Origin of the sequence: Streptomyces sp. 8N706, from assembly GCF_052245415.1 — a bacterium.
In the GTDB taxonomy this organism is placed as follows: domain Bacteria; phylum Actinomycetota; class Actinomycetes; order Streptomycetales; family Streptomycetaceae; genus Streptomyces.
In genome coordinates this window covers 12,123-32,096 of record NZ_JBQQBW010000035.1, presented here as the reverse complement: position 1 = coordinate 32,096, position 19,974 = coordinate 12,123, and the positions used below count along the sequence as shown (strand labels likewise).

Here is a 19,974-nt window from a genome sequence, read left to right as displayed (position 1 = left end):
GGTCGTGCTGGGCTGTCAGTGGACCGGGGAGGTGGTGGCTGGGGTGAGTGTCGCTGGCCGGCATGTGCCGGCCGGATGGGGGCCTTGATCGTTCGCTGGGTCGCATGCGGGGGCGGCTGGGCGAAGAATGGGCCCCGTACGGCCCGTCGGTCGCGGGCGGCGACCCTGTTGTTCTCCGTGCGCGGGGGCGTCCGGGGGATCGGTCAGGAGGAGGTGTGGTGCTGCGCTGCCGGGTTCTCGGGCATCGCTTCCGCTTCTACGGCGAGGGGGAGACGATGCGCTGGCGCTGCGTGCGGGGCTGCGGCACGGGAGGCGCCAAGCGGTATTCGTGCGAGGAGGACGCCCGGCGCTACGCGCGCGCTTTCGACCGGGAGGACCTGGAAGACCTGGGCCGTCGTGCCCCGCTCGTCGGTCTGTTTCCGTTGCGGCTGCTGCGGGCCCTGCGCAGGCGGGGGCGGAGGTCGGCGGCGGAGCGGAGGACCTGACGTCGGGCGCCGGTGCACCGGCCTGGTGGCAGGAGAGGGCCGGGTGTCATTGGTCCCGGTGTGCGCATGTGCCCCGGTCTCTCCTGGGCCAGGCTGAAGGGTGAGACAGGGGCGTCGGCGACTGCCCGCGGCGTCGAATTCCGGAGGTTGCAGCTATGACCGTGATGGCCGTGTCCAGGTTCGAGAGGTTCTTCCGCGTGGCGGCGGGCCTGGACGTCGACAAGAACGACCTCAAGCGCTACAGCGACTTCGTCGAAGCCAAGCTCTACGACCTGCTGCTCATCGCCCAGGCGTCCGCGAAAGCCAATGGCCGGGATGTCGTCCGGCCCTGGGACCTGCCCCTCACCAAGGGACTGCAGGAGAGCATCCACCGCTTCCGGAAGATCGACCACGAGATCGAGCTCAAGCCCATTCTCGATCGGCTCGCCACCCGTCCGGCTCTGGACCGCCAGCCCGACGAGGAGACCGAGGCGGCGTTCCCGGAGATCATCGGTGGACTCAGCCTGGCCCTCGCTCAGACGTTCAAGATCGTCCATCCGGACCTCAAGAACCCGCAGAGTCACCACTGGGAGCAGGTCCGGTCCGTTTTCGATCTTCTGCTCTGAGCGAGGCCACCGGTGACCGGCGACATGCGAGGCTGCCGGCACCGCCGCTGCTCAGCATTGGACTCAGCACTTGGTGTGAGGAACGCCGCCCCGGTCCGCTGCCGGGCGGGCGTTCCTCACACCGGCCTCGCGTCGGGTGCCGGGCTTGCTGTGCGGCCGGGCGCCGGTCGGCGTTTCGGCCCGCTGCGGCAGGTAGGACTCCTACGGCAGGACTCCGGCCAGTGATCTGGGGATGCTGGACTTGACGTCCTCCCACTCACCCGGGCTGACGTGGTTCTTGAGAGTCTGCAGGACCGTGTGCACCAGATGGTCGGTGCCGCCCTCGATCGCGTAGGGGAAGTCATCCCGGACGCGCTTGAGGAACTCCTCGGTGCCCAGCTTCACGGGCGTCTGCGAAGGCTTCCAGCCGTCGTAGTAGACACCGCGCACCAGGGTCGGGAGTTGTGCACCGAACTGCACGGCCTCGTCGACCGGCAAGCGGTCCCGCAGGGCGTGCAGGACGGCGCGCAGGGCGGCGTACGACTGGTTTCGGCGTTCCTTCGGCCATCCGAAGGCTTCCTCGATCTCCTTCAGGAGACGGTTGGCCTTGTCCACCATGGTGTTGAACGGGGGGAACCCTGTCTCAACCATCTCGCATTCCTTCCTCCGTCAGTGGCGGCCCCTGTTGTCCGGCTCGGGGTCGCCACGAGGGGGAGTGCAGGGGCTTCAGTCGCCGCTGCGCTCGGTGATCTCGACGTGACGGGGCTTCGCAACCTCCGCCTTGGGGACGGTGATCGTGAGGACGCCCTCGGACATGTCGGCCTTGACGCCCTCGGTGTTCACCTCGGACGGAAGCAGGACCCGGTACTCGAAGCGGCCCGTACGGCGGGTGCTCCGGCGCAGGACGCCCTTGCGCTCGCGGTCCTTGATCTCGCCGGTGACGACCAGGTCCTGACCGCTGACCTCGACATCGATGTCCTTGCTCTTGACCCCGGGGAGTTCCACCTCGACGTGGTAGGCGTCGTCGGTCTCCGTCACGTCCGCGGACGGCGTCCACGCGGCCATGCCCGCCCCTGGCGCCGCTTCGACTGTGGACTCCAGCAACCCGCCCATCTGGTTGATCAGCTCGTCGAACTCGGCCAGGGGGTTGCGGGCCCAACCGAGCGGGCGCTCCATCGGTCCCGGGCTCCGGTGCCGTCGTACGGGAGTGGTCATCATCCATCACCTCTCTGGTGTCGGTCGTTGTCGGACGGCCTGCGGTCTCCGCCCGGTTCGGCGGACCGGCCGGGCGGAGCGAAGGCGTCGTCGGGCAGGCTCTTCGCGCGCGACTCGCGTACCGCTTGCCGCAGGGCCCTCTCGAAGCGGGTGGGTCCCCAGGTGCGCCCGCCGACGGCCCGTTCGAGGTCGTGGCGGCGGGTCGGGCCGCGCGTGGCGAGGGCGTGGGACATCTGCTCGATCTCGTCGTCGAGGGACTCGTCGGCCGCGGCCGCGTACCTGCTCGCGGTGGTTGTGGTGCCGGCCATGCCCGGCGAGGGGAATGAGCTGCCGGAGCCGGGGCCGGGCCGGTACCTGCGCGCACCGGCGCGTTCGTGTTCCCTGCGCCGGGCATTGCGGTCGGCGATCCGCTGCTCCCGCTCGCGTGCGGCTCGGCGGACCTCCGGGGGCCGGGCGCGGTCACGCACCGCCTGCGGTGAGGGCTCGTTGCGCCAGTCTGCCTCCGCCTCCTCCGCGGTGAGGGGCCTGGCGATGTTCTCCAGCGACTGCTGCTCGGCGCGGACGCCGAAGACGATCTCGGCGAGCCCGCCGAGCAGCATGGCGCCGGCCCCGATGAGGAAGCCCAGGGCCACCAGGTCGGCGTTGCCGCTGTGGATGAACTGCCCGAACAGCATGGGCCCGGTGATTCCGCCGACGGCCGTGCCGACGGCGAAGAAGAGCGAGATGGACAGTGCGCGGGTCTCCATGGGGAAGACCTCGCTGACCGTCAGGTAGGCCGAACTCGCTCCCGCCGAGGCGATGAAGAACGTCACGGAAACCAGCAGGAAGAACCACCAGGCTGTCAGGGAGCCGCTGATCAGCAGCGCGGCGAGGAGGGCGGCGACGATCGCCGAACCGACGTAGGTGGCCGTGATCATCGGCTTCCGGCCGACGGTGTCGAAGAGCCGGCCCAGAAGAAGCGGACCGAGGAAGTTCGCGATCGCGAAGATAGCCATGAAGTACGGGACATTGCCCGAGCCGATCCCGAAGAAGCCGTTCAGGATCGTCCCAAGATCGAAGACGATCGCGTTGTACAGGAAGGCCTGGCCGACGAAGAGCGCCAGCCCGAGCACCGCCCGGCGCGGATAACGCTGCAGCGCCACCCTGGCGATCTCGGTGAAGGGGATGACCTCACGCTGCCGGATGGTGATGGCCTCGCCCGGTTCGGGCAGCTCCTGGCTCGTCTCCTGCCGGACTTCGGCCTCGATGCGGTCGACGATGCGTTCCGCCTCCTCCTCGCGCCCGTGGATGAAAAGCCAGCGTGGACTCTCGGGGACGGACCGGCGCACCAGCATGATCGCGAAGCCGAGGACGCCGCCGATGGCGAATGCCAGCCGCCAGCCGAGATCGGCCTCGAAGAGCGTCGTGCTGAGGAAGGCCAGTGCGGCCAGGCTGCCGATCGCGGCACCCACCCAGTAACTGCCGTTGATGGCCAGGTCCACCTGGCCGCGGTTGCGGGCGGGAATCAGTTCGTCGATGGCCGAGTTGATGGCCGCGTACTCGCCGCCGATGCCCATGCCGGTGACGAAGCGCGCGAGGAAGAAGTACCAGGCGTCCATGGAGAACGCGGTCGCGACGGTGGCGAGAACGTAGATGCCCAGGGTGACCATGAACAGCTTCTTGCGCCCGAACCGGTCCGTGAGACGGCCGAAGAGGAGGGCGCCGAAGCAGGCCCCCGCCACGTAGATCGCGGCGGCGGTCCCGATGTCGGCGCTGGTGAGGGCGATTCCACTGCCCGGCTCGGTCATCCTGGAGGCGACGGCCCCGACGATGGTCACTTCGAGACCGTCCAGGATCCACACCGTCCCGAGGCCTATCACGATGCGCCAGTGGAAGCGGGACCACGGCAGCCGGTCGAGCCTGGCGGGCACGCGCGTGGTGACCGTACCCGGTTCGGAGCCTGCCACAATTGTCATGCGATTCACCCCGTGTTGCTCGGCGGCTCGGGGGACGGAGTCCCGGCCATGTGCGGCGCCGTTTCAGTGGACGCACTCCGATGCGATGGTCTCTCCACCCTGACAAGGGCGCGGGCGGTGCACCTGCTCCTGAGGGGACGAAAGCCCCTGCCGCCACTAGCCCTCCGAGCGCAGTCGGCCGCGCGGGGATGCCGACCCCGAGAACATGCGGGCGCATTACGGGGGCCCGCCGCTCACCTCGGGCTCCACCCGGGCCTGCGTTCATCGCGCCGGGGACCACCCCGTTCCCGGCTCCGCCCCGGACCCTCGCCCATCGCGCGGGGCACTCCGAGTCAAGCCCCGAACCCTCACCGCGTACCGAGGCTTATCCCGTACCGGCGGTGGCCGTGTGGCCGAGGTGTTCGTGGACGAGTTGGACGGCCATCGCCCCCTCGCCCACCGCGGAGGCCACGCGTTTCACCGAGCCGCTGCGGACGTCGCCCGCCGCGAAGACGCCCGGCAGGCTGGTCTCCAGGAGCAGGCAGTTCCGGCCGCGGCTCTCCCAGACGGCGGGGGCCGTGTCGGCCTGCGCCTCGGCCCCGATGAGGACGAAGCCGCGGGCGTCCAGGGCGAGGGAGCCGGCGAGCCAGCCGGTGCAGGGCTCGGCCCCGATGAAGCTGAACAGGGCCCGGGCGTCGAGTTCGTAGCGCTGCCCGGTGCGGTTGTCCCGCACGACGAGCGCCTCCAGGACCCGGTCCCCGACGGCCTCCTCCACCTCGGTGTGCAGCCGCACCTCGACGCGCGGGTGGCGCTCGATCTGGTCCACCAGATAGCGCGACATGTGGGCGCCGAGATCACCTCCCCGGACCACCAGGTGCACGCGGGGCACGTGGTGTGCGAGGAAGAGCACCGCCTGGCCCGCGGAGTTGCCGCCGCCGACCACCGCGACGGGATCCGCACGGCACTGCTGGGCCTCGTACGCGGTCGCCGCGTAGTAGACGCTCGTCCCCTCCAGGCGGTCGATTCCGGGAACGTCGAGTCTGCGGTACCGGGCCCCGGTCGCCAGGACGACGGTACGGCCCGTGGCGACGCTGCCGTCGGCGAAGGCGACGGCATAGTGGTCCTCATGGGACTTCAGTGCGATTGCTTCCGCCGGGACGCTGAGCCGGGCACTGAACTTGTGCACCTGAAGGACGGCGCGCTCGGCGAGTTCGGCGCCGGAGATCCCGGAAGGGAAGCCGAAGCAGTTGTCGATGCGGGAGGAGGTGCCGGCCTGGCCGCCCGTGGCGACCGCCTCCACGAGGGTGGTGTGCAGCCCCTCGGAGGCCCCGTGGACGCCGGCTGCCAGTCCGGCGGGGCCGGAGCCGATGATGAGCAGGTCGCTGCGGCTGCCTTCGAAGGGCGGGGCCGGCAGGCCGATGAGCCGGGCCAGTTCGGCGTTGCTGGGGTTGCGCAGCAACTGCTGCTCCTGCCAGATGACGATGGGGGTCTCCTCGGGGGCGACGCAGAAGCGGCGGAGCAGGGCCTCGGCCTCCTCGTCGGTCTCCAGGTCGATCCAGCGGTGCGGCAGCCGGTTGCGCGCGGCGAACTCGCGCAGCCGCCGAGTGTCGGGCGAGTAGCGTGAGCCGAGGATGCGGAATCCCGCGCCCAGCCCCACGAGCAGCGCCCGGCGGCCGATGTAGGCGCGCAGGACGAGGTCGCCGAGGACGGGGTCCTGGGCGACCAGGGCGCGCAGCCGGTCGACGGGGACGGCCAGGACCTCGCCGGGGTCGCGGCCGACAGCGGTGTAGAAGGCGACTTGGCCGTGGAGCAGCCCCAGTTCGCCGAGGAAACGCCCCGGACCGTGCACCCGCAGGACCTGCTCCTCGGGTGTGCCGTAGTGCTCGACGATCGCTATGGAGCCGCTGAGGATGACGAAGAACTCCTCGCACCGCTCACCTTCCCGGATCAGCACCTGGCCCGAGTCGACGGCGTACCGGTCACCGTCATCGGCCAGCCACGCGATCTGTTCGGCCGTCAGCCGCGGGTAGGCGCCGTAGAGGTCCGGTGTCTCGAAGGGGACGGCCTCGTCCGCGGTTTCGTCAGCGGCCTCCTCGGCGGCGGGCTCGTCGGCGGCGCGGTCCTTCGGGTCCGGGGGCTCGGGCGCCGGTGTCCGGTGGTCCTGCCCTGCCCGGACATCAGACCAGCGCCTCGTGGACGAAACACCAGCGCCAGTCCTCGCCCGGCTCCATGGACCGCACGATCGGGTGGCCCACGGTGCCGGCGTGGCGGCGCGCGTGCCGGTTCGGCGAGGAGTCGCAGCAGCCGACGTGCCCACAGGTCAGGCAGAGCCTCAGATGCACCCAGGGGGAGCCCGTGCGCAGGCACTCCACGCAGCCTTCCGGGGTGCGAGGGCCGACCGGGCGGGTCAGCGACAGATGCGGATCGACCCCGGTGACCATGGAGGATCACCCCTCACCGGCCGGCCATCCTGCCGGCATGGACTGCTCGACCCACGAACGCAGCGCGGGCGCGGGGGCGGCCCCCGTGCGCCGGGCGATCACCTCTCCCTTGTCGAGGAGCAGCAGCGTCGGTACCGCCTGCGCCCCGAACCGGCGCATGAGCCGCGGGTTCTTGTCGATGTCGACCTTGACGAGTTTGACCTTTCCGGCGAGTTCCCTGGCGACCTGTTCGAGCGCGGGGCTGACCATCCGGCAGGGTGCGCACCACTCCGCCCACAGGTCGACGAGGACGAAGGGCGCGGCCTTCTCGGCGATCTCGGTGAAGTCGTCGTCGCCCGCGTCGACGATCCACGGCAGCGGCGACTGGCAGTTGCCGCATTTGGGGCGGCCCTCCGCGGCCGCGGGTATCCGGTTGGCGCGCCCGCAGGCGACGCACTTGACGGTCGTGCTCCGCAGAGTCTTCATGCGGCCCTCCGCATCTCTGCCTCCTCCGGCTGGTCGTAGGTGACCACCAGTTCGCCGTTCCGGGCGTCGACGGTGACCGTGGCCCCGTCCCGTACGTCACCGCGCAACAGGGCTCGACCGACCAGCGTCTCGACCTCGTGGGAGATGAAGCGGCGCAGCGGCCGTGCTCCGTAGACGGGGTCGAAGCCCTCCTGTGCGATGAGCTCACGGGCGGAGGGGGTGAGTTCGACGGTGATCCGGCGCTCCGACAGCCGGCGGCGCAGCTCGTCGAACTGCAGCTCGACGATCCGCTCGATCTGGGGTTCGCCCAGGGGCTTGAAGAGCACGATGTCGTCGACACGGTTGAGGAACTCGGGCCGGAAGTGCGCCCGCAGTTCCCCCATCACCCGGGCGCGGGCGTCCGGCTTGATCTCGCCTTCGGCGGTGGCCCCTTCGAGGAGGTGCTCGGAACCGATGTTGGACGTCATGATGATCACGGTGTTGCGGAAGTCGACCGTGCGTCCCTGGGCATCGGTGATCCGCCCGTCGTCGAGCACCTGGAGCAGCGTGTTGAAGACGTCGGGGTGCGCCTTCTCGATCTCGTCGAGCAGCACAACCGAGTACGGCTTGCGCCGCACCGCCTCGGTCAGCTGGCCGCCCTCTTCGTAGCCGACGTATCCCGGGGGCGCGCCGACGAGCCGGCTGACGGTGTGCCGCTCCTGGTACTCGCTCATGTCCAGGCGCACGATGCTCTCTTCGGAGTCGAAGAGGGCGGCGGCCAGCGTCTTGGCCAGCTCGGTCTTGCCGACGCCGGTGGGGCCCAGGAAGATGAACGACCCGATGGGACGGCGGGGGTCGCGGATCCCGGAGCGGGCCCGGATGATGGCGTCGGCGACGAGCTTCACGGCCTCGTCCTGGCCGATGACGCGCTCGCGCAGGATCTCGTCGAGTCGCAGCAGCTTCTCCCGCTCGCCCTCCTGGAGGCGGGCGACGGGGATGCCCGTCCAGGCGGCGACGATCTCGGCGATCTCCTCCTCGGTGACGACCTCGTGCAGCAGCCGGTGCTCACCCTGCTTGTCGGCCAGCTTCTCCTCCTCGGCGGCGAGCCGGCGCTCCAGCTCCTGCAGCTTGCCGTAGCGGAGCTCCGCGGCCCGATTGAGGTCGTAGGCGCGCTCCGCGCTTTCCGCATCGCGGCGGACCTGCTCCAGCGCCTGGCGCAGCTCCTGCACGCGGCGGATGGCCTGCCGTTCGGCCTCCCACTGGGCATGCTGGGCGTCGGCCTCGGCACGGAGGTCGGCCAGTTCCTTCCGCAGCTCCTCGAGCCGGGCCTGGCTGGCGGGGTCGGTCTCCTTGGCCAGCGCCGCTTCCTCGATCTCCAGCCGGGTGACCCTGCGGGTGATCTCGTCCAGCTCCGCGGGCATGGAGTCGATCTCGGTACGGAGCCGGGCGCAGGCCTCGTCGACGAGGTCGATGGCCTTGTCCGGCAGGAACCGGTCGGTGATGTAACGGTGGCTCAGGGTGGCCGCGGCGACCAGGGCGGTGTCCTGGATCTTGACGCCGTGGAAGACTTCGAGGCGTTCGCGCAGGCCGCGGAGGATGGAGATGCTGTCCTCCACGCTCGGCTCATCCACCAGCACCATCTGGAAGCGGCGCTCGAGCGCGGCATCCTTCTCGATGTGCTTGCGGTACTCGTCGAGGGTGGTGGCGCCGATCATGTGCAGTTCACCGCGGGCGAGCATCGGCTTGAGCATGTTGCCGGCGTCCATGGCGCCCTCGGCGGCGCCCGCGCCCACCACGGTGTGCAACTCGTCGACGAACAGCAGGATGCGCCCGGAGGCGGCCTTGACCTCGCTGAGCACGGCCTTGAGGCGTTCCTCGAACTCGCCGCGGTACTTGGCGCCCGCGACCAGGGAGCCCATGTCCAGGGCGAAGACGGTCTTGTCGCGGAGCCCCTCGGGAACATCCCCCCGCACGATGCGCTGCGCCAGTCCCTCGACGATGGCGGTCTTGCCGACGCCGGGGTCGCCGATGAGCACCGGGTTGTTCTTCGACTTACGGCTGAGGATCTGGGTGACGCGGCGGATCTCGGCGTCCCGCCCGATGACCGGGTCCAGCTTGCCGTCCCTGGCCTCGGCGACCAGGTCACGGCCGTACTTCTCCAGGGCCTCGTAGGCCACCTCCGGATTGGCGGAGGTGACGCGCTGATTGCCGCGCACCTGGGTGAGGGCGGAGAGGAACGCCTCCTTGGTGACCCCGTGCTCCTTCAGCGCGCGCCCCGCGGCGGTGGCGGAACCCTCCTCGGCGAGCGCGAGGAGGAGGTGCTCCACCGAAACGTACTCGTCCTTGAGCCGCTTGGCCTCCTGCTCGGCCGTGTCCAGCAGCCGGGCGAGGCGCTGTGTGACGAAGACCTGGCCGGGAGCGGCGCCGGGCCCGGTGACCTTCGGCTTGCGGCCGACCTCGGCCTCCAGCATGCTGCGCAGGGCCGCGGGGTCCGTGCCCACCTGGTTGATCAGCCGCGGTACCAGGCCGCCCTCCTGGTCGAGCAGGGCCAGCAGCAGGTGTTCGCCGTCGACTTCGCTCTGTCCCAGTCGCACGGCCTTGGTCTGGGCGTCCTGAAGAGCTTCCTGGGACTTCTGGGTCAGGCGGTTCATGTCCATGGTGGTTGATCACTCCTCGTGCCGCTGCGCCGCAGTGCGGCTTCGAGCCGGCTGATGCGGTCGAGCAGGTCCAGCACCAGGCCGATGGATGTGTAGTTGAGGCAGAGTCCGGCGCGCAGCCGCTGGATGCGGGCGAGGGTCGCCGGCGCGGTACGGGCGAACATCAGCTCTCCGGTGGCGTCCCGCTCGGCGTCGAGCAGTCCGAGAGCCACGAACCGGCGGATCAGATCGGGATGCAGTTGGGAGCGGCGGGCCACGGACTCCAGGGACAGCCTGGGCACGGGGACCAGCGCGTACTGGGCGACTGCCGGGCCGGGGGCGTCCACGGCCGTTCTCACGCCACGGTCGCTCATCATGTCCTCCGGGGGTCGAACGAGGAGGTGGCCGCGAGCTGCTCGAACAGCTCGCGTTCCCGGTCGCTGAGCTTGGGCGGCACCACGATGCGCAGTTCGGCGTAGAGGTCGCCGTTCGTGCCGCGCGGGTTCGGCATGCCCTCGCCGCGCAGCCGCAGGCGCCGGCCGCTGGAGGACCCTTCGGGGACGGTGACCTTGGCCGTGCCGCTGGGGGTGGGCACGGGGACGGTCGCCCCCAGCGCGGCCTCCCATGGGGTGACGGGAAGCTGGACGTGGACGTTCCGGCCCTCCAGCCGGAACTGCGGATGCGGCTGGATCCTCACCCGCAGATACAGGTCGCCCGCCGGGGCGGCGCCGCTGCCGCCGCCGCCCTGACCGGCCAGCCGGATGCGCTGGCCGTCGGTCACCCCGGGCGGGACGTTCACTTCGTAGCTGCGCTGCCAGGAGGGGCCGCCGAGGGTGACCCTGCGGCGTCCTCCGCGGTAGGCCTCCTCGACCGTGAGCGGCAGCTCGGCCTCCTGGTCGGCGCCCGGTACGGGGCCCCGGGCACCGCCGGCGCCGAAGACCGACCCGAACAGGTCCTCGAAGTCGATGCCGCCTTCCACGTCCTCGCCGAAGCCGCGCACGTAGCGGACCCGGGGGCCGCCTTCGCCGGCGGTGGTCCGGCCCCGGAAGCCTCCTGCGCCCGCGCCCGCGGCGACCCGCTCCTCGTAGTCCTCCGGGATCTTGCGGAAGTCCTCGCCGAAGCGGTCGTAGCGGGACCGGGACTTGGGGTCGGACAGCACGCTGTAGGCCTCGTTGAGCTCCTTGAAGCGTTCCTCGGCCTCGGGGCTCTTGTTCACGTCGGGGTGGTACCGGCGGGCCAGTTTGCGGTACGCCTGCTGGATATCGTCGGAGCTCGCCCCCCGCGACACCCCGAGCACCTCGTAGAAGTCCCGTGCCATGGCGGTCACTCCCGCTTGGCGACGGTGACGGCGGCGGGCCTGATCTGGCGGTCGGCGTCGCCGTAACCGGGGCGCAGGACCTGCACCACCGTGCCCGGCTCCGCGTCGGTGTCCTCGACCACGCCGACCACCTCGTGCCGCGTCGGGTCGAACGGCACGCCGGTCTCGGTGTACCGGGGGAAGCCGAGCCGTTCCAGGGCGTCCACGGCCTGGTCGCGCACCGCCTTGACGCCCTCCAGGATCGCGCCCGGGTCGGCCTGGGCATGGGCCAGCGCCAGTTCGAGATTGTCGATGACCGGCAGCAGCGCCGCGGCCGTACGGGCACGTTCGGCGGCCCGTTCGCGCTCCAGTTCCTTGGCGTGGCGCTTGCGCAGGTTGTCGAGCTCGGCCAGGGCGCGGCGCCAGCGGTCCCGGAGCTCGTCCAGGGCCGCGGCATGCTCGTCCGTAGCCGCGCCGGTGCCGGTCGCCGCGTCCGGGGCCTCATCCGAGGCAGTCCCCGGGCCGCCCGGACCGGGCCGTGGCAGATCCTCCCGGGGAGACCGCTCCTGCTGAGGAGGCAGGTCCTCCTGAGGAGGCCGGGCGGCGCCCTCCGGCACCGGGTCGGGTTCCTGCGGATGGGTGGACATGGCGGCCCTCAGCCCTTGTCGAACTCGGCGTCGATGACGTCGTCCCCGCCCTCGGCGGCTCCGCCGGGACCGGTGTCCTCGGCTCCGGGCTCCCCGCCCGCGGGACCGCCCGCCCGGTGTGCCATGAGCCCCGCCATGACCTGCTGCAGTTCCGAGACCAGGGGCCTGGCCTTGTCCACCCCGGCCTCGTCCTTGACGGCCTGGCGGGCCTCGCCCACGAGCATCTCCGCACGCGCCTTCTCGTGGGCCGGAGCGGCGTCGCCGAGTTCGGCCAGCCGCTTCTCGACCTGGTAGGCGGTGGCGTCGAGCTCGTTGCGTGCGTCGACCGCCTCGCGGAGCGCCTGGTCCTCGCCCCGGTTGCGTTCGGCCTCCTCGACCATCCGCTCCACCTCGCTGCGGTCGAGGTTGGAGCTCTCGCTGATCGTGATGCCCTGCTCCTTGCCGGTGTCCTTGTCCCGCGCGGTGACGTTCAGGATGCCGTTGGCGTCGATGTCGAAGATGACCTCGATCTGCGGTTCGCCCCGGGGGGCCGGGCGGATGTCGGTGAGCTGGAAGCGGCCCAGCACCCGGTTGTCGGCGGCCCGCTCGCGTTCGCCCTGGAGGACGACCACATCGACGGCCGGCTGGTTGTCCTCGGCCGTGGAGAAGGTCTCAGTACGGCGTACCGGGATCGTCGTGTTCCGCTCGATGATCTTCGTCATCACGCCGCCGCGGGTCTCGACACCCAGCGAGAGCGGAATGACATCGAGCAGCAGCACGTCCTTGACCTCGCCCTTGAGCACCCCGGCCTGGATCGCGGCGCCCGTCGCCACGACCTCATCGGGGTTAACGCTCATGTTGGGCTCCTTGCCGCCGGTCAGCCGGCGGACCAGGGCCTGGACGGCCGGGATCCGGGTGGATCCGCCGACCAGGATGACCTCGTCGACATCGCTCTCGCTGATCTTCGCGTCGCCCATGGCCTGCTGCACCGGCCCGAGGCAGCGCTCCACCAGATCCGAGGTCATCTGCTCGAACGTGGACCGCATGACCGACATGGTGAGGTGTTTGGGACCGGAGGCATCCGCGGTGATGAACGGCAGGTTCACCTGCGTCTGGGTCACCGAGCTCAGCTCGGTCTTCGCCTTCTCCGCAGCCTCGAAGAGCCGTTGCAGCGCCTGCGAATCCTGCCGCAGGTCGATGCTGTTGTCCTTCTGGAAGGCGTCCGCGAGGTGGTCCACGAGGCGGCGGTCGAAGTCGTCGCCCCCGAGGTGGCTGTCACCCGCGGTGGAGCGCACCTCGACGACCCCGTCGCCCACGTCGAGGATGCTCACGTCGAAGGTGCCTCCCCCGAGGTCGAAGACGAGTACCGTCTCGTGCGCCTTCTTGTCCATGCCGTACGCGAGGGCGGCCGCCGTCGGCTCGTTGATGATCCGCAGGACCTCGAGCCCCGCGATCCGCCCGGCGTCCTTGGTGGCTGTGCGCTGGGCGTCGTTGAAGTAGGCCGGCACGGTGATGACCGCCTCCGTGACCCGCTCGCCCAGCTGCTTTCCCGCGTCGTCGGCGAGCTTGCGCAGCACCAGTGCGCTGATCTCCTCGGGGGCGTACAGCTTGTCCCGCACCTTGAAGCGCGCGTTCCCGTGCTCGTCGGGTACCACGTCGAACCCGACCGCCTTCGCCTCGTCGGAGATCTCGTCGTAGTGGCGGCCGATGAACCGCTTGGCCGAGTAGATGGTGCCCTTGGGGTTGAGGATCGCCTGGCGGCGGGCCAGCTGTCCCACGAGGCGCTCGCCCGTGTCGGTGAACGCGACGACGGACGGCGTGGTGCGGGAGCCTTCGGCATTGGGGAGGACCGAGGGTTCCCCGCCTTCCCACACGGCGATCACCGAGTTGGTGGTGCCCAGGTCGATACCGACTGCCTTGCCCATGAGGGACTCCTTCTCGATCCGGCACGGCACCGGCCGGTGTCCGGCCGGTGCCGGAGATGTGTCATGTGGTGGCCTCGTGACCTCTCGCGCCCCGCAGGCCGGCGATCAGCCGTGCCGCCTCGTCGGCGACGTCCTCCTCCGCCACGACCTCGTACCGGCTGGGCTGCATGGCGCTGACCGAGGCGAAGTCCCGGCGGCCTCCCTGCAGCGCGTACATCAAGAGACCGAGCAGGGCGCCGATCAGGGCTCCGAAGATCAGTCCGTAGAGCGCGAGCAGCAGGCCGGCGACGACGGGGTCCAGCCAGTCCAGGAGTCCGAAGATCCAGCCGATGAGAGCGCCCGGGACCGCTCCGGCCGCTGCCCCGTGGAGCGCGGCCCGGCCGTAGTCCATGCGGCCGACGACCTGCTCGACCAGACGTACGTCATGGCCGACGATCGCCACTTTGTGAACGGGAAATCCCAGGTCGGAGAGGTAGTCGACAGCGCGTTCGGCCTCGGCGTACGTTGTGTACGAGGCGACGGGCCTGGTGGCCTGGTCGTTCATCGCCGTAGCCCTCCTTCTCTGCCGGACCGCGGGGGTGGCAGGCAGTGCCGGGACGGCGGGGCCTTCGGGCCTGCGCATCAGGTGCATGGGCAGGTGGGGCGTAAATCCGGCAACCCGGCCTCACAACACCAGACTGACGAGACCGGACACCGCCCGCCTGCCCCTGCCGGATCAAAATTTTGGAGCGGGGGTCCACCCGGGGGCACGGGGCCGGTCAGGGCGCGGACCGGGTTGACCCGCCGCACGGAGGTACTCGCGGCGCAGCCGGTCATCCCCTCAGACCGAGGAGGCGGAGTGACTCCAACACACATGGCCCGGAACTCGCCCTCCCACCACCGCGGGGAGGGCGACCACCCCGGCCCCCGGGAAGGCGACGACCGCGCCGGCCGGCGCCCGGCAGACGCCGCGCCGGTGTCCGGGGAGGACGGGCCCCGGACACCGGAGACACGGAGGGGCGGGGCCCGGCGGGTCCCCCAGGAGGGGGACGCCTCGGACCCACAGGACCTGTACGCGCTCTCCCGAGCCATGTTCGCCGCTACGGAGGAAGCCGCGATCCTGCACCTGGCCCTGGCCGGGGTGAACGGATTCGACGCGTGCACCGGCGAGGCCGGGTATCTCGTGGTGGACGGCCGGCTGACCCGCGTCCCGGCGGAGGACGACTCGAGCGGGTCCGAAACCGACCTCGACCGTCAGGTGCGGGAGCTGGGGGGCCGCGACGGGCCCGTGGCCCTCTCGCCGCGGGTGTGGAGCCGGGCGTACGCGCTGCGCTGCCTGAGCGGCTTCTTCGGCTACCTCGTGGTGCGCTGCGCCACCAGGCCGAGTCGGGACGCGCAGGATCTGCTGGCGGTGCTCGTGCAGCAGACCGCCGCGGCGCTGTCAAGCGCGGCCGCGCACCGCCGGGAGGACGAGGCCGCCGTCGAACTGGAGCGCCGGCGCGACGAACTGGAGGCCACACACCTGAGGCTGGACTCGTCACTGTCCGAACTGGAATACCAGCAAAACGTGCACGAGTCCCTCGACCGGGTGGCTGCCGACCAGGGTGGGCAGGCGGGAATCGTCCGGGTCCTGCACGAGGTCACCGGCCTCCCCGCGGTCATCGAGGACCGCTTCGGGAACCTCAGGGCCTGGGCGGGGCCTGGGCGTCCCGACCCGTATCCCAAATCCGATGCCGTGCGCCGCGAGGAGATGCTGCAGAACGCGGCCCGCCGCCCCATGCCCGTGCGGGTCCGGCGCCGACTGATCACGCTGGTCAAGCCCGGCGGTGAGGTGCTGGGCGTGCTGGCCCTCGTCGACCCGGACGGCCGCGCCGACGAGCGCACCGTGTTCGCCCTGCAGCACGCCGCGGCCTCACTCGCCCTGGAGCTGGTGCATCTGCGGAGCCTCGCCGAGGTGGAGCTGCGCCTGCGGCGCGATCTCGTCGACGACCTCCTGGCCGGTACGGACGAGGTGAGCGCCTACGTCCGCTCTGAGGCGGTCGGCCACGACCTCCACGGCCCCCAGTACGTGCTCGCGGTGCAGTGGCCCGGCAGGAAGACGGATGATTCCTTCGTCCAGACCGTCGACCGCTCCGCCTTCGCGGTGGGGATGCGCTCACTGCTGGTCCGCCGCTCGGACGCGGTGGTGCTGATCAGCCAGGGCAAACCCCGGGGCACCGCGCTCTACGACGTGCTGGCGCGGGAGACCGGGACGACGGCCGGAGCAATCGGCGTGGGCGGACGGTGCGACTCGCCCGCCCGCGTCCCCCGCTCCTACCAGGAGGCGCTGAGGGCCCTGGAGATACGGCGGCAGTCCCGCAGGTCGTCCGGCATGACCTTCTTCGACGACCTGGGCCTGTACCGGCTGCTCGGGCCGCGCAACGACTCCGAGGAGGTCGAGGCCTTCGCCCGCGAATGGCTCGGGCCGCTCCTGGACTACGACGCACAGCACCACACCGACCTGGTCGAAACCCTGTCCCAGTACTTCGAGTGCGGCGGGAACTACGACACGACCGCCTCGGTGCTCGCCATCCACCGCAGCACACTGCGCTACCGGCTCCAGCGGATCCGCAAGATCGGCGGCTTGGACCTCTCGGACGTGGACAGCAGGCTCAACCTGCATGTGGCGACGCGGGTGTGGAGGGTCCTGAGCGGCGCTACGGCGGCCTGAAAAGCCCGCCGAGCGGCACGGCGGCCACCCGACCGGCGGATCATGGCGGCCCCCTCCCGGCGGTGCGGCCCTAGATTGCTGTATGTGCCGCCCCTTCCCCGCAGATTCGAGGGACGCCGTGTGCAGAGCCTTCTGCAGACGGTTGAGGACGGCATCCATCTCGTCGTCGCGGTGCTCCTGGTCGTGCTCGCCGGACTGCTGACCGCCGGGGTCGTCGACGATGTCGTGGACGCGATCGAGGGGCCGTACCGCGAGGAGACGGTCGTGCTGTCCGCGCTGGACAACAGCCTGGTGCTGTTCATCGTGGCCGAGCTGCTGCACACCGTCCGTCTCACCATCAGGAACCGAACGCTGGACGCCGAACCGTTCCTGGTCGTCGGGCTGATCGCCGGCATCCGCAAGGTGCTCATCGTGACGGCCGAGGCGGACAAGTCCTTCCGGTGGAGCGGCCAGGGGATCGAATTGCTCGTGCTGATGGGGCTGATCCTCGTGATGGCGTTGGCCGTCTACGTCTGGCGGCGCTCGACACGTCCCGAGGACTTCCTCCCTGTCCGGGGCGCACCGACCGCCTGATCAGGGGCGGGGGGCGGAGACCCGGTGGCCGGGGGTCCGCGGACCCGCCCGCCCAGGGGCGCCGGCACCCGCTGGCCTGCTGAGCAGCAGGGGCCCATTGAGGGAGGGGCGCTGGCCGTTGGTGTGGTGGTAGTGGCTTGGGCTGGGGTGTTGAAGATTCTTTGAGCAGGTGGCGGGTGCGTTCTGGGTGCTGAGGGCGGTGGTGGTGGGCGTGGAGGTTGTTCGGGGTTCGTTGATGACGGCGGTGTGTGGTGTTGGTGATGGTTTCCGGCGTCTTAGACGGTGTCCTATGTGGTGGGGCGGAGAAGTCGCTTGTAGCAGCACAGGGCCGCCGCAAGACCGAGAAGGGCCAGGTAGTTTCGGGGATGGCGTTCGTAGCGCGGGCTGAGCCTTCGGCGTGCCCAGATCCGCCGACAACTGCCCCGCCCACAAGGCATGGAACAGCGCACCACCAACGGATCCCCGATCTTCCGCACGCCCTCCCACAGCGGCGTGTGCTCGGCGAATGTCTCCTGGAGTGCTGCCGCCAGCTGCTGTCCACCGTGGTGCCGCGGATGCCGGTACCCGGCCAGCCAGGCCACATTGCGCCGGTACACCGGATCGACCGGCCCGAGCACCCAGTACCGCCAGCCCAGCGCCGCACAGATCTCCCCGACCACCGCCGCCAGAGACCGCTGACGCTGCGAAAGCCCCGGTCTCACGGTGCAGTCCGCCAGTACCCCCTGACCATCGGCGAGCCGCAGCATCACCTGGGGAGCGTGCGCACTGCACCCCGTCCGGCTCACGCCACCGCGATGCGGCCGGGCCGCCAGGCCGCTGACGCGCGGATCCCGGCCGAGCAGCATCACATCCGCATCGCCCCAGAGGCGTAATGCACCAGCAGTAGTGGGGCCGTCCCGGTGAGGGCATCCAGACGGCCGAGATCCTCAATGCCACGGGCGGCGCGCCCCTGCCCTGATGGTCACCGGCACCGGGGGATCAGGGCAGGGGCGCTCCTTCGCCACACCGGCAACGCCTGCCGGCCACGGTCACGAGGGAACCAGGCTCGCCCGGGTCCGTCGTTCTAGTGGTCCCTCTCCACCGCGATGCCTTGTTCCCTCAGCTGTCTCCAGCGGTCGCGGTGGCGCCGCCCGTAGGCGGCGTTGCGCACTGCCTCTTGCTCCTCCAGGCCGGAGCCGAAGGCGCCGCCGACCATGGCGATGGAGGTGATGAACCAGCTCAGCGCCACATAGTCGTGTGCCTGAGCGGGCTCTTGCAGGAACCCGCCGAGGACGGAGGGGACCAGCAGCAGGGCGGCGACGGCGGTCAGCGTCACGAAGAGCATCGCGTACAGGAACAGCACGCCCAGGGAGATGGTGATGGCCGTGACGAGGTTGTAGGGGTGGCGCGGGGCGTGAGCGCTGGGCAGGCCCCCGCCGGTGCGCTCCCACAGTTGGTGATCGATGATGATCCACGCGGTCAGAGCGAAGACCGACAGGACCCCGATCAATACCTGGCGCCAGGAACTCAGGCCGACGGCGATCACCCACGAGACACCGTTGATCATGCCGAAGGCTGCGGTCGCGAACACGCCGGCCAGGGACTTGGAGAGGGTGGTGAACAGCCGCCAGGGGCGGTTGGCCCGCACCATGCCCGACACCAGGCGGAGGTGGCCGCGCAGACCGGGCACGACGTAGCGGTTCGGATCCCCGGGCCCGGAGTCTTTCGTCGTTCTCTCGGTTTCGGTGGCACGGCGGCCGAGCACCGGGGGCTGAGCAGGGCCTTCGACATCCGGGGCGAGGCTGCCGATGACGCCGACCATGGCACGGGCCACCCGCCGGCGAAGGCCCAGCGTGCCGAGGGCGGGCAGCGAGACCAGGGCGACACGGCGGTCGGGGTTGATCTCGACACTGACCGGATGCAGGCGGGCGCGGCGAGGGAGGTCGCTGATGCAGACGGCGATGTCCCAGTCTTCGTCAGGCAGCAGCGCGCTGACGACTTCCGCCATGTCGGACACTTCGACCTTTTCATCCGCGACCAAGGGAGCGGTGATCGTGCGCACCTGCCCCTCGGTCTGTGAACCGAGCTGCAGTCTGAGCCGGTTGGGAAGATCGGAAGCCAGCTCCCTGGCGATCTCCGCGGTCAGCCCGGGATCCGCGACCAGGACAATCCGCACAGTCCTGGTCGCCGATCCCATGTCGGGGGCGTTCACCGGCACCACCCGATCTCTGAACGGGGTGGAGCCGTCTCCGGCGTGGGGGCGGGGGTGTTACGCAAGGTGTCCGGCACGACGTGCTTAACGTCGCCGAGGCCGAAGCGATGCTCGGCATTCCGACCAATCCGGTGGCTCAGGCCGACAACGCGACCACGAGCGCGCCACCGTCCACGAGAAGTCGCCAACCTTCTTCTCCGCGTCCGCGTGAGCCTTGTGCTTTCTGTCCAACTGGCCTCGGTAGCAACTGGAGCTCATCAAGGTGGCCTTGCGCGGCAAGGAAGTCCTGGCGATGATCCGGATCCACCAGGGCGCCCTGACCATGCGCACGATGCTCTGGCCCGATACGAGATCCGCCCCCACGCCGGACTCGCCCCCAGTGCTGACGTACAGATCACTGACCAGGAGCTGCAGGGGGCCAAAGCCCTCATGGACAGCATGGACGAGGTGCCGGAGCAGGAGATGACGGACCACTACCCGCAGGCGCTGGAGCAGATCGCCGCGGCGAAGCTGGAATGCCGCGAACTGGAGCCGCCACCGGAGCCGGAGGCTGCGGCCAGGCCGGTCGTCGACCTCATGGCCGCCCTCGAAGAGAGCGTCCGGAAAACCCAGCAGGCCAGGGGCGGGCAGCCGAAGGAAGCAGGCGGGAGAAAGTCCACGGTCAGGAAGGCGAAGGAAGCGGCGGCGAAGAGACCCGGCAAACGTGCCGACCCCCCGCAACCCCAGAGATGTGCCAGGCGATTGCGCTGTCACCGAATGGCACGGCAAGCCGGCGACCAGCGACCAGGTGACCGGCCGGGCCTCTATGCCTTCGTACGGGACAGACCCGCGCTGCATGGCGATGGCCGAGGCCCTTATTCCGCTGCTGCGCCGCAGCTGCCCGGAGGGCGTCGGCGGATACGGCGGCTTGTACCAGGTGAACCTCGATTGTGAT

General features: G+C 70.5%; 18 protein-coding genes and 2 pseudogenes. 5 read left to right on the top strand and 15 right to left on the bottom strand.

Annotated features, from left to right (window positions below; translation table 11 throughout):
• Nucleotides 1-215 precede the first annotated feature (215 nt).
• Both ACTWQE_RS15690 and ACTWQE_RS15685 read left to right on the top strand, forming a co-directional pair.
• Entirely contained in the window at nt 216-485 is a 270-nt protein-coding gene (locus ACTWQE_RS15690) for a hypothetical protein (protein WP_443329551.1), read from the top strand.
• A 155-nt stretch (nt 486-640) separates the two neighbouring features.
• A complete protein-coding gene (locus tag ACTWQE_RS15685) occupies nt 641-1,090 on the top strand; it encodes a DUF1931 family protein (protein WP_443329550.1) in 450 nt (149 codons plus the stop codon).
• A gap of 201 nt (nt 1,091-1,291) precedes the next feature.
• On the opposite strand, the gene ACTWQE_RS15680 is transcribed toward ACTWQE_RS15685, so the two are convergent.
• The 12 genes from ACTWQE_RS15680 to ACTWQE_RS15625 form a co-directional block, all read right to left on the bottom strand.
• A complete protein-coding gene (locus tag ACTWQE_RS15680) occupies nt 1,292-1,720 on the bottom strand; it encodes a DUF2267 domain-containing protein (protein ID WP_443329549.1) in 429 nt (142 codons plus the stop codon).
• A 75-nt stretch (nt 1,721-1,795) separates the two neighbouring features.
• On the bottom strand, nt 1,796-2,284 hold the full coding sequence (locus ACTWQE_RS15675; RefSeq protein ID WP_443329548.1) for an Hsp20/alpha crystallin family protein: 489 nt from the start codon (nt 2,282-2,284) through the stop codon (nt 1,796-1,798).
• A complete protein-coding gene (locus tag ACTWQE_RS15670) occupies nt 2,284-4,239 on the bottom strand; it encodes an MFS transporter (RefSeq protein ID WP_443329547.1) in 1,956 nt (651 codons plus the stop codon). The genes ACTWQE_RS15675 and ACTWQE_RS15670 overlap by 1 nt, the downstream gene beginning before the upstream one ends.
• 364 nt (nt 4,240-4,603) lie before the next feature.
• Complete coding sequence (locus ACTWQE_RS15665) at nt 4,604-6,238, bottom strand: FAD-dependent oxidoreductase (RefSeq protein WP_443329582.1); 1,635 nt, start codon at nt 6,236-6,238, stop codon at nt 4,604-4,606.
• Between the two features lie 157 nt (nt 6,239-6,395).
• On the bottom strand, nt 6,396-6,659 hold the full coding sequence (locus tag ACTWQE_RS15660) for a UBP-type zinc finger domain-containing protein (protein WP_443329546.1): 264 nt from the start codon (nt 6,657-6,659) through the stop codon (nt 6,396-6,398).
• 6 nt (nt 6,660-6,665) lie between these two features.
• On the bottom strand, nt 6,666-7,124 hold the full coding sequence (gene trxA, locus ACTWQE_RS15655; RefSeq protein WP_443329545.1) for a thioredoxin: 459 nt from the start codon (nt 7,122-7,124) through the stop codon (nt 6,666-6,668).
• Nucleotides 7,121-9,760, bottom strand: coding sequence for an ATP-dependent chaperone ClpB (gene clpB / locus ACTWQE_RS15650; protein ID WP_443329544.1), 2,640 nt, complete (start codon nt 9,758-9,760; stop codon nt 7,121-7,123). The genes trxA and clpB overlap by 4 nt, the downstream gene beginning before the upstream one ends.
• On the bottom strand, nt 9,751-10,113 hold the full coding sequence (locus ACTWQE_RS15645; protein ID WP_443329543.1) for a chaperone modulator CbpM: 363 nt from the start codon (nt 10,111-10,113) through the stop codon (nt 9,751-9,753). The genes clpB and ACTWQE_RS15645 overlap by 10 nt, the downstream gene beginning before the upstream one ends.
• Nucleotides 10,113-11,057: a DnaJ C-terminal domain-containing protein gene (locus ACTWQE_RS15640; RefSeq protein WP_443329542.1), complete on the bottom strand. Its 945-nt coding sequence runs from the start codon at nt 11,055-11,057 to the stop codon at nt 10,113-10,115. Before ACTWQE_RS15640 ends, ACTWQE_RS15645 begins: the two co-directional genes overlap by 1 nt.
• 5 nt (nt 11,058-11,062) lie before the next feature.
• Nucleotides 11,063-11,683 (bottom strand): nucleotide exchange factor GrpE, encoded by a 621-nt coding sequence (locus tag ACTWQE_RS15635; RefSeq protein ID WP_443329541.1) that lies wholly within the window; start codon nt 11,681-11,683, stop codon nt 11,063-11,065.
• Between the two features lie 8 nt (nt 11,684-11,691).
• Entirely contained in the window at nt 11,692-13,587 is a 1,896-nt protein-coding gene (gene dnaK / locus ACTWQE_RS15630; RefSeq protein WP_443329540.1) for a molecular chaperone DnaK, read from the bottom strand.
• A 61-nt stretch (nt 13,588-13,648) separates the two neighbouring features.
• Entirely contained in the window at nt 13,649-14,131 is a 483-nt protein-coding gene (locus tag ACTWQE_RS15625) for a general stress protein (RefSeq protein WP_443329539.1), read from the bottom strand.
• A 294-nt stretch (nt 14,132-14,425) separates the two neighbouring features.
• Between ACTWQE_RS15625 and ACTWQE_RS15620 the strand changes: the two genes are divergently transcribed.
• Both ACTWQE_RS15620 and ACTWQE_RS15615 read left to right on the top strand, forming a co-directional pair.
• Nucleotides 14,426-16,276 (top strand): PucR family transcriptional regulator, encoded by a 1,851-nt coding sequence (locus ACTWQE_RS15620; protein WP_443329538.1) that lies wholly within the window; start codon nt 14,426-14,428, stop codon nt 16,274-16,276.
• Between the two features lie 120 nt (nt 16,277-16,396).
• Entirely contained in the window at nt 16,397-16,849 is a 453-nt protein-coding gene (locus ACTWQE_RS15615) for a phosphate-starvation-inducible PsiE family protein (protein WP_443329537.1), read from the top strand.
• Between the two features lie 287 nt (nt 16,850-17,136).
• Here ACTWQE_RS15615 and ACTWQE_RS15610 read toward each other — a convergent pair.
• The 3 genes and pseudogenes from ACTWQE_RS15610 to ACTWQE_RS15600 all read right to left on the bottom strand — a co-directional run.
• A pseudogene (locus ACTWQE_RS15610) lies at nt 17,137-17,244 on the bottom strand (IS5/IS1182 family transposase); the annotation flags it as partial.
• Between the two features lie 105 nt (nt 17,245-17,349).
• Nucleotides 17,350-17,694: pseudogene (locus ACTWQE_RS15605) on the bottom strand (TnsA-like heteromeric transposase endonuclease subunit); the annotation flags it as partial.
• A gap of 218 nt (nt 17,695-17,912) precedes the next feature.
• Nucleotides 17,913-19,040 carry a hypothetical protein gene (locus ACTWQE_RS15600; RefSeq protein ID WP_443329536.1) on the bottom strand — a complete coding sequence of 376 codons (1,128 nt, stop codon included), beginning with the start codon at nt 19,038-19,040 and terminating at the stop codon, nt 17,913-17,915.
• A gap of 429 nt (nt 19,041-19,469) precedes the next feature.
• On the opposite strand from ACTWQE_RS15600, the gene ACTWQE_RS15595 reads away from it, so the two are divergent.
• On the top strand, nt 19,470-19,973 hold the full coding sequence (locus ACTWQE_RS15595) for a hypothetical protein (protein ID WP_443329535.1): 504 nt from the start codon (nt 19,470-19,472) through the stop codon (nt 19,971-19,973).
• Nucleotide 19,974 lies beyond the last annotated feature (1 nt).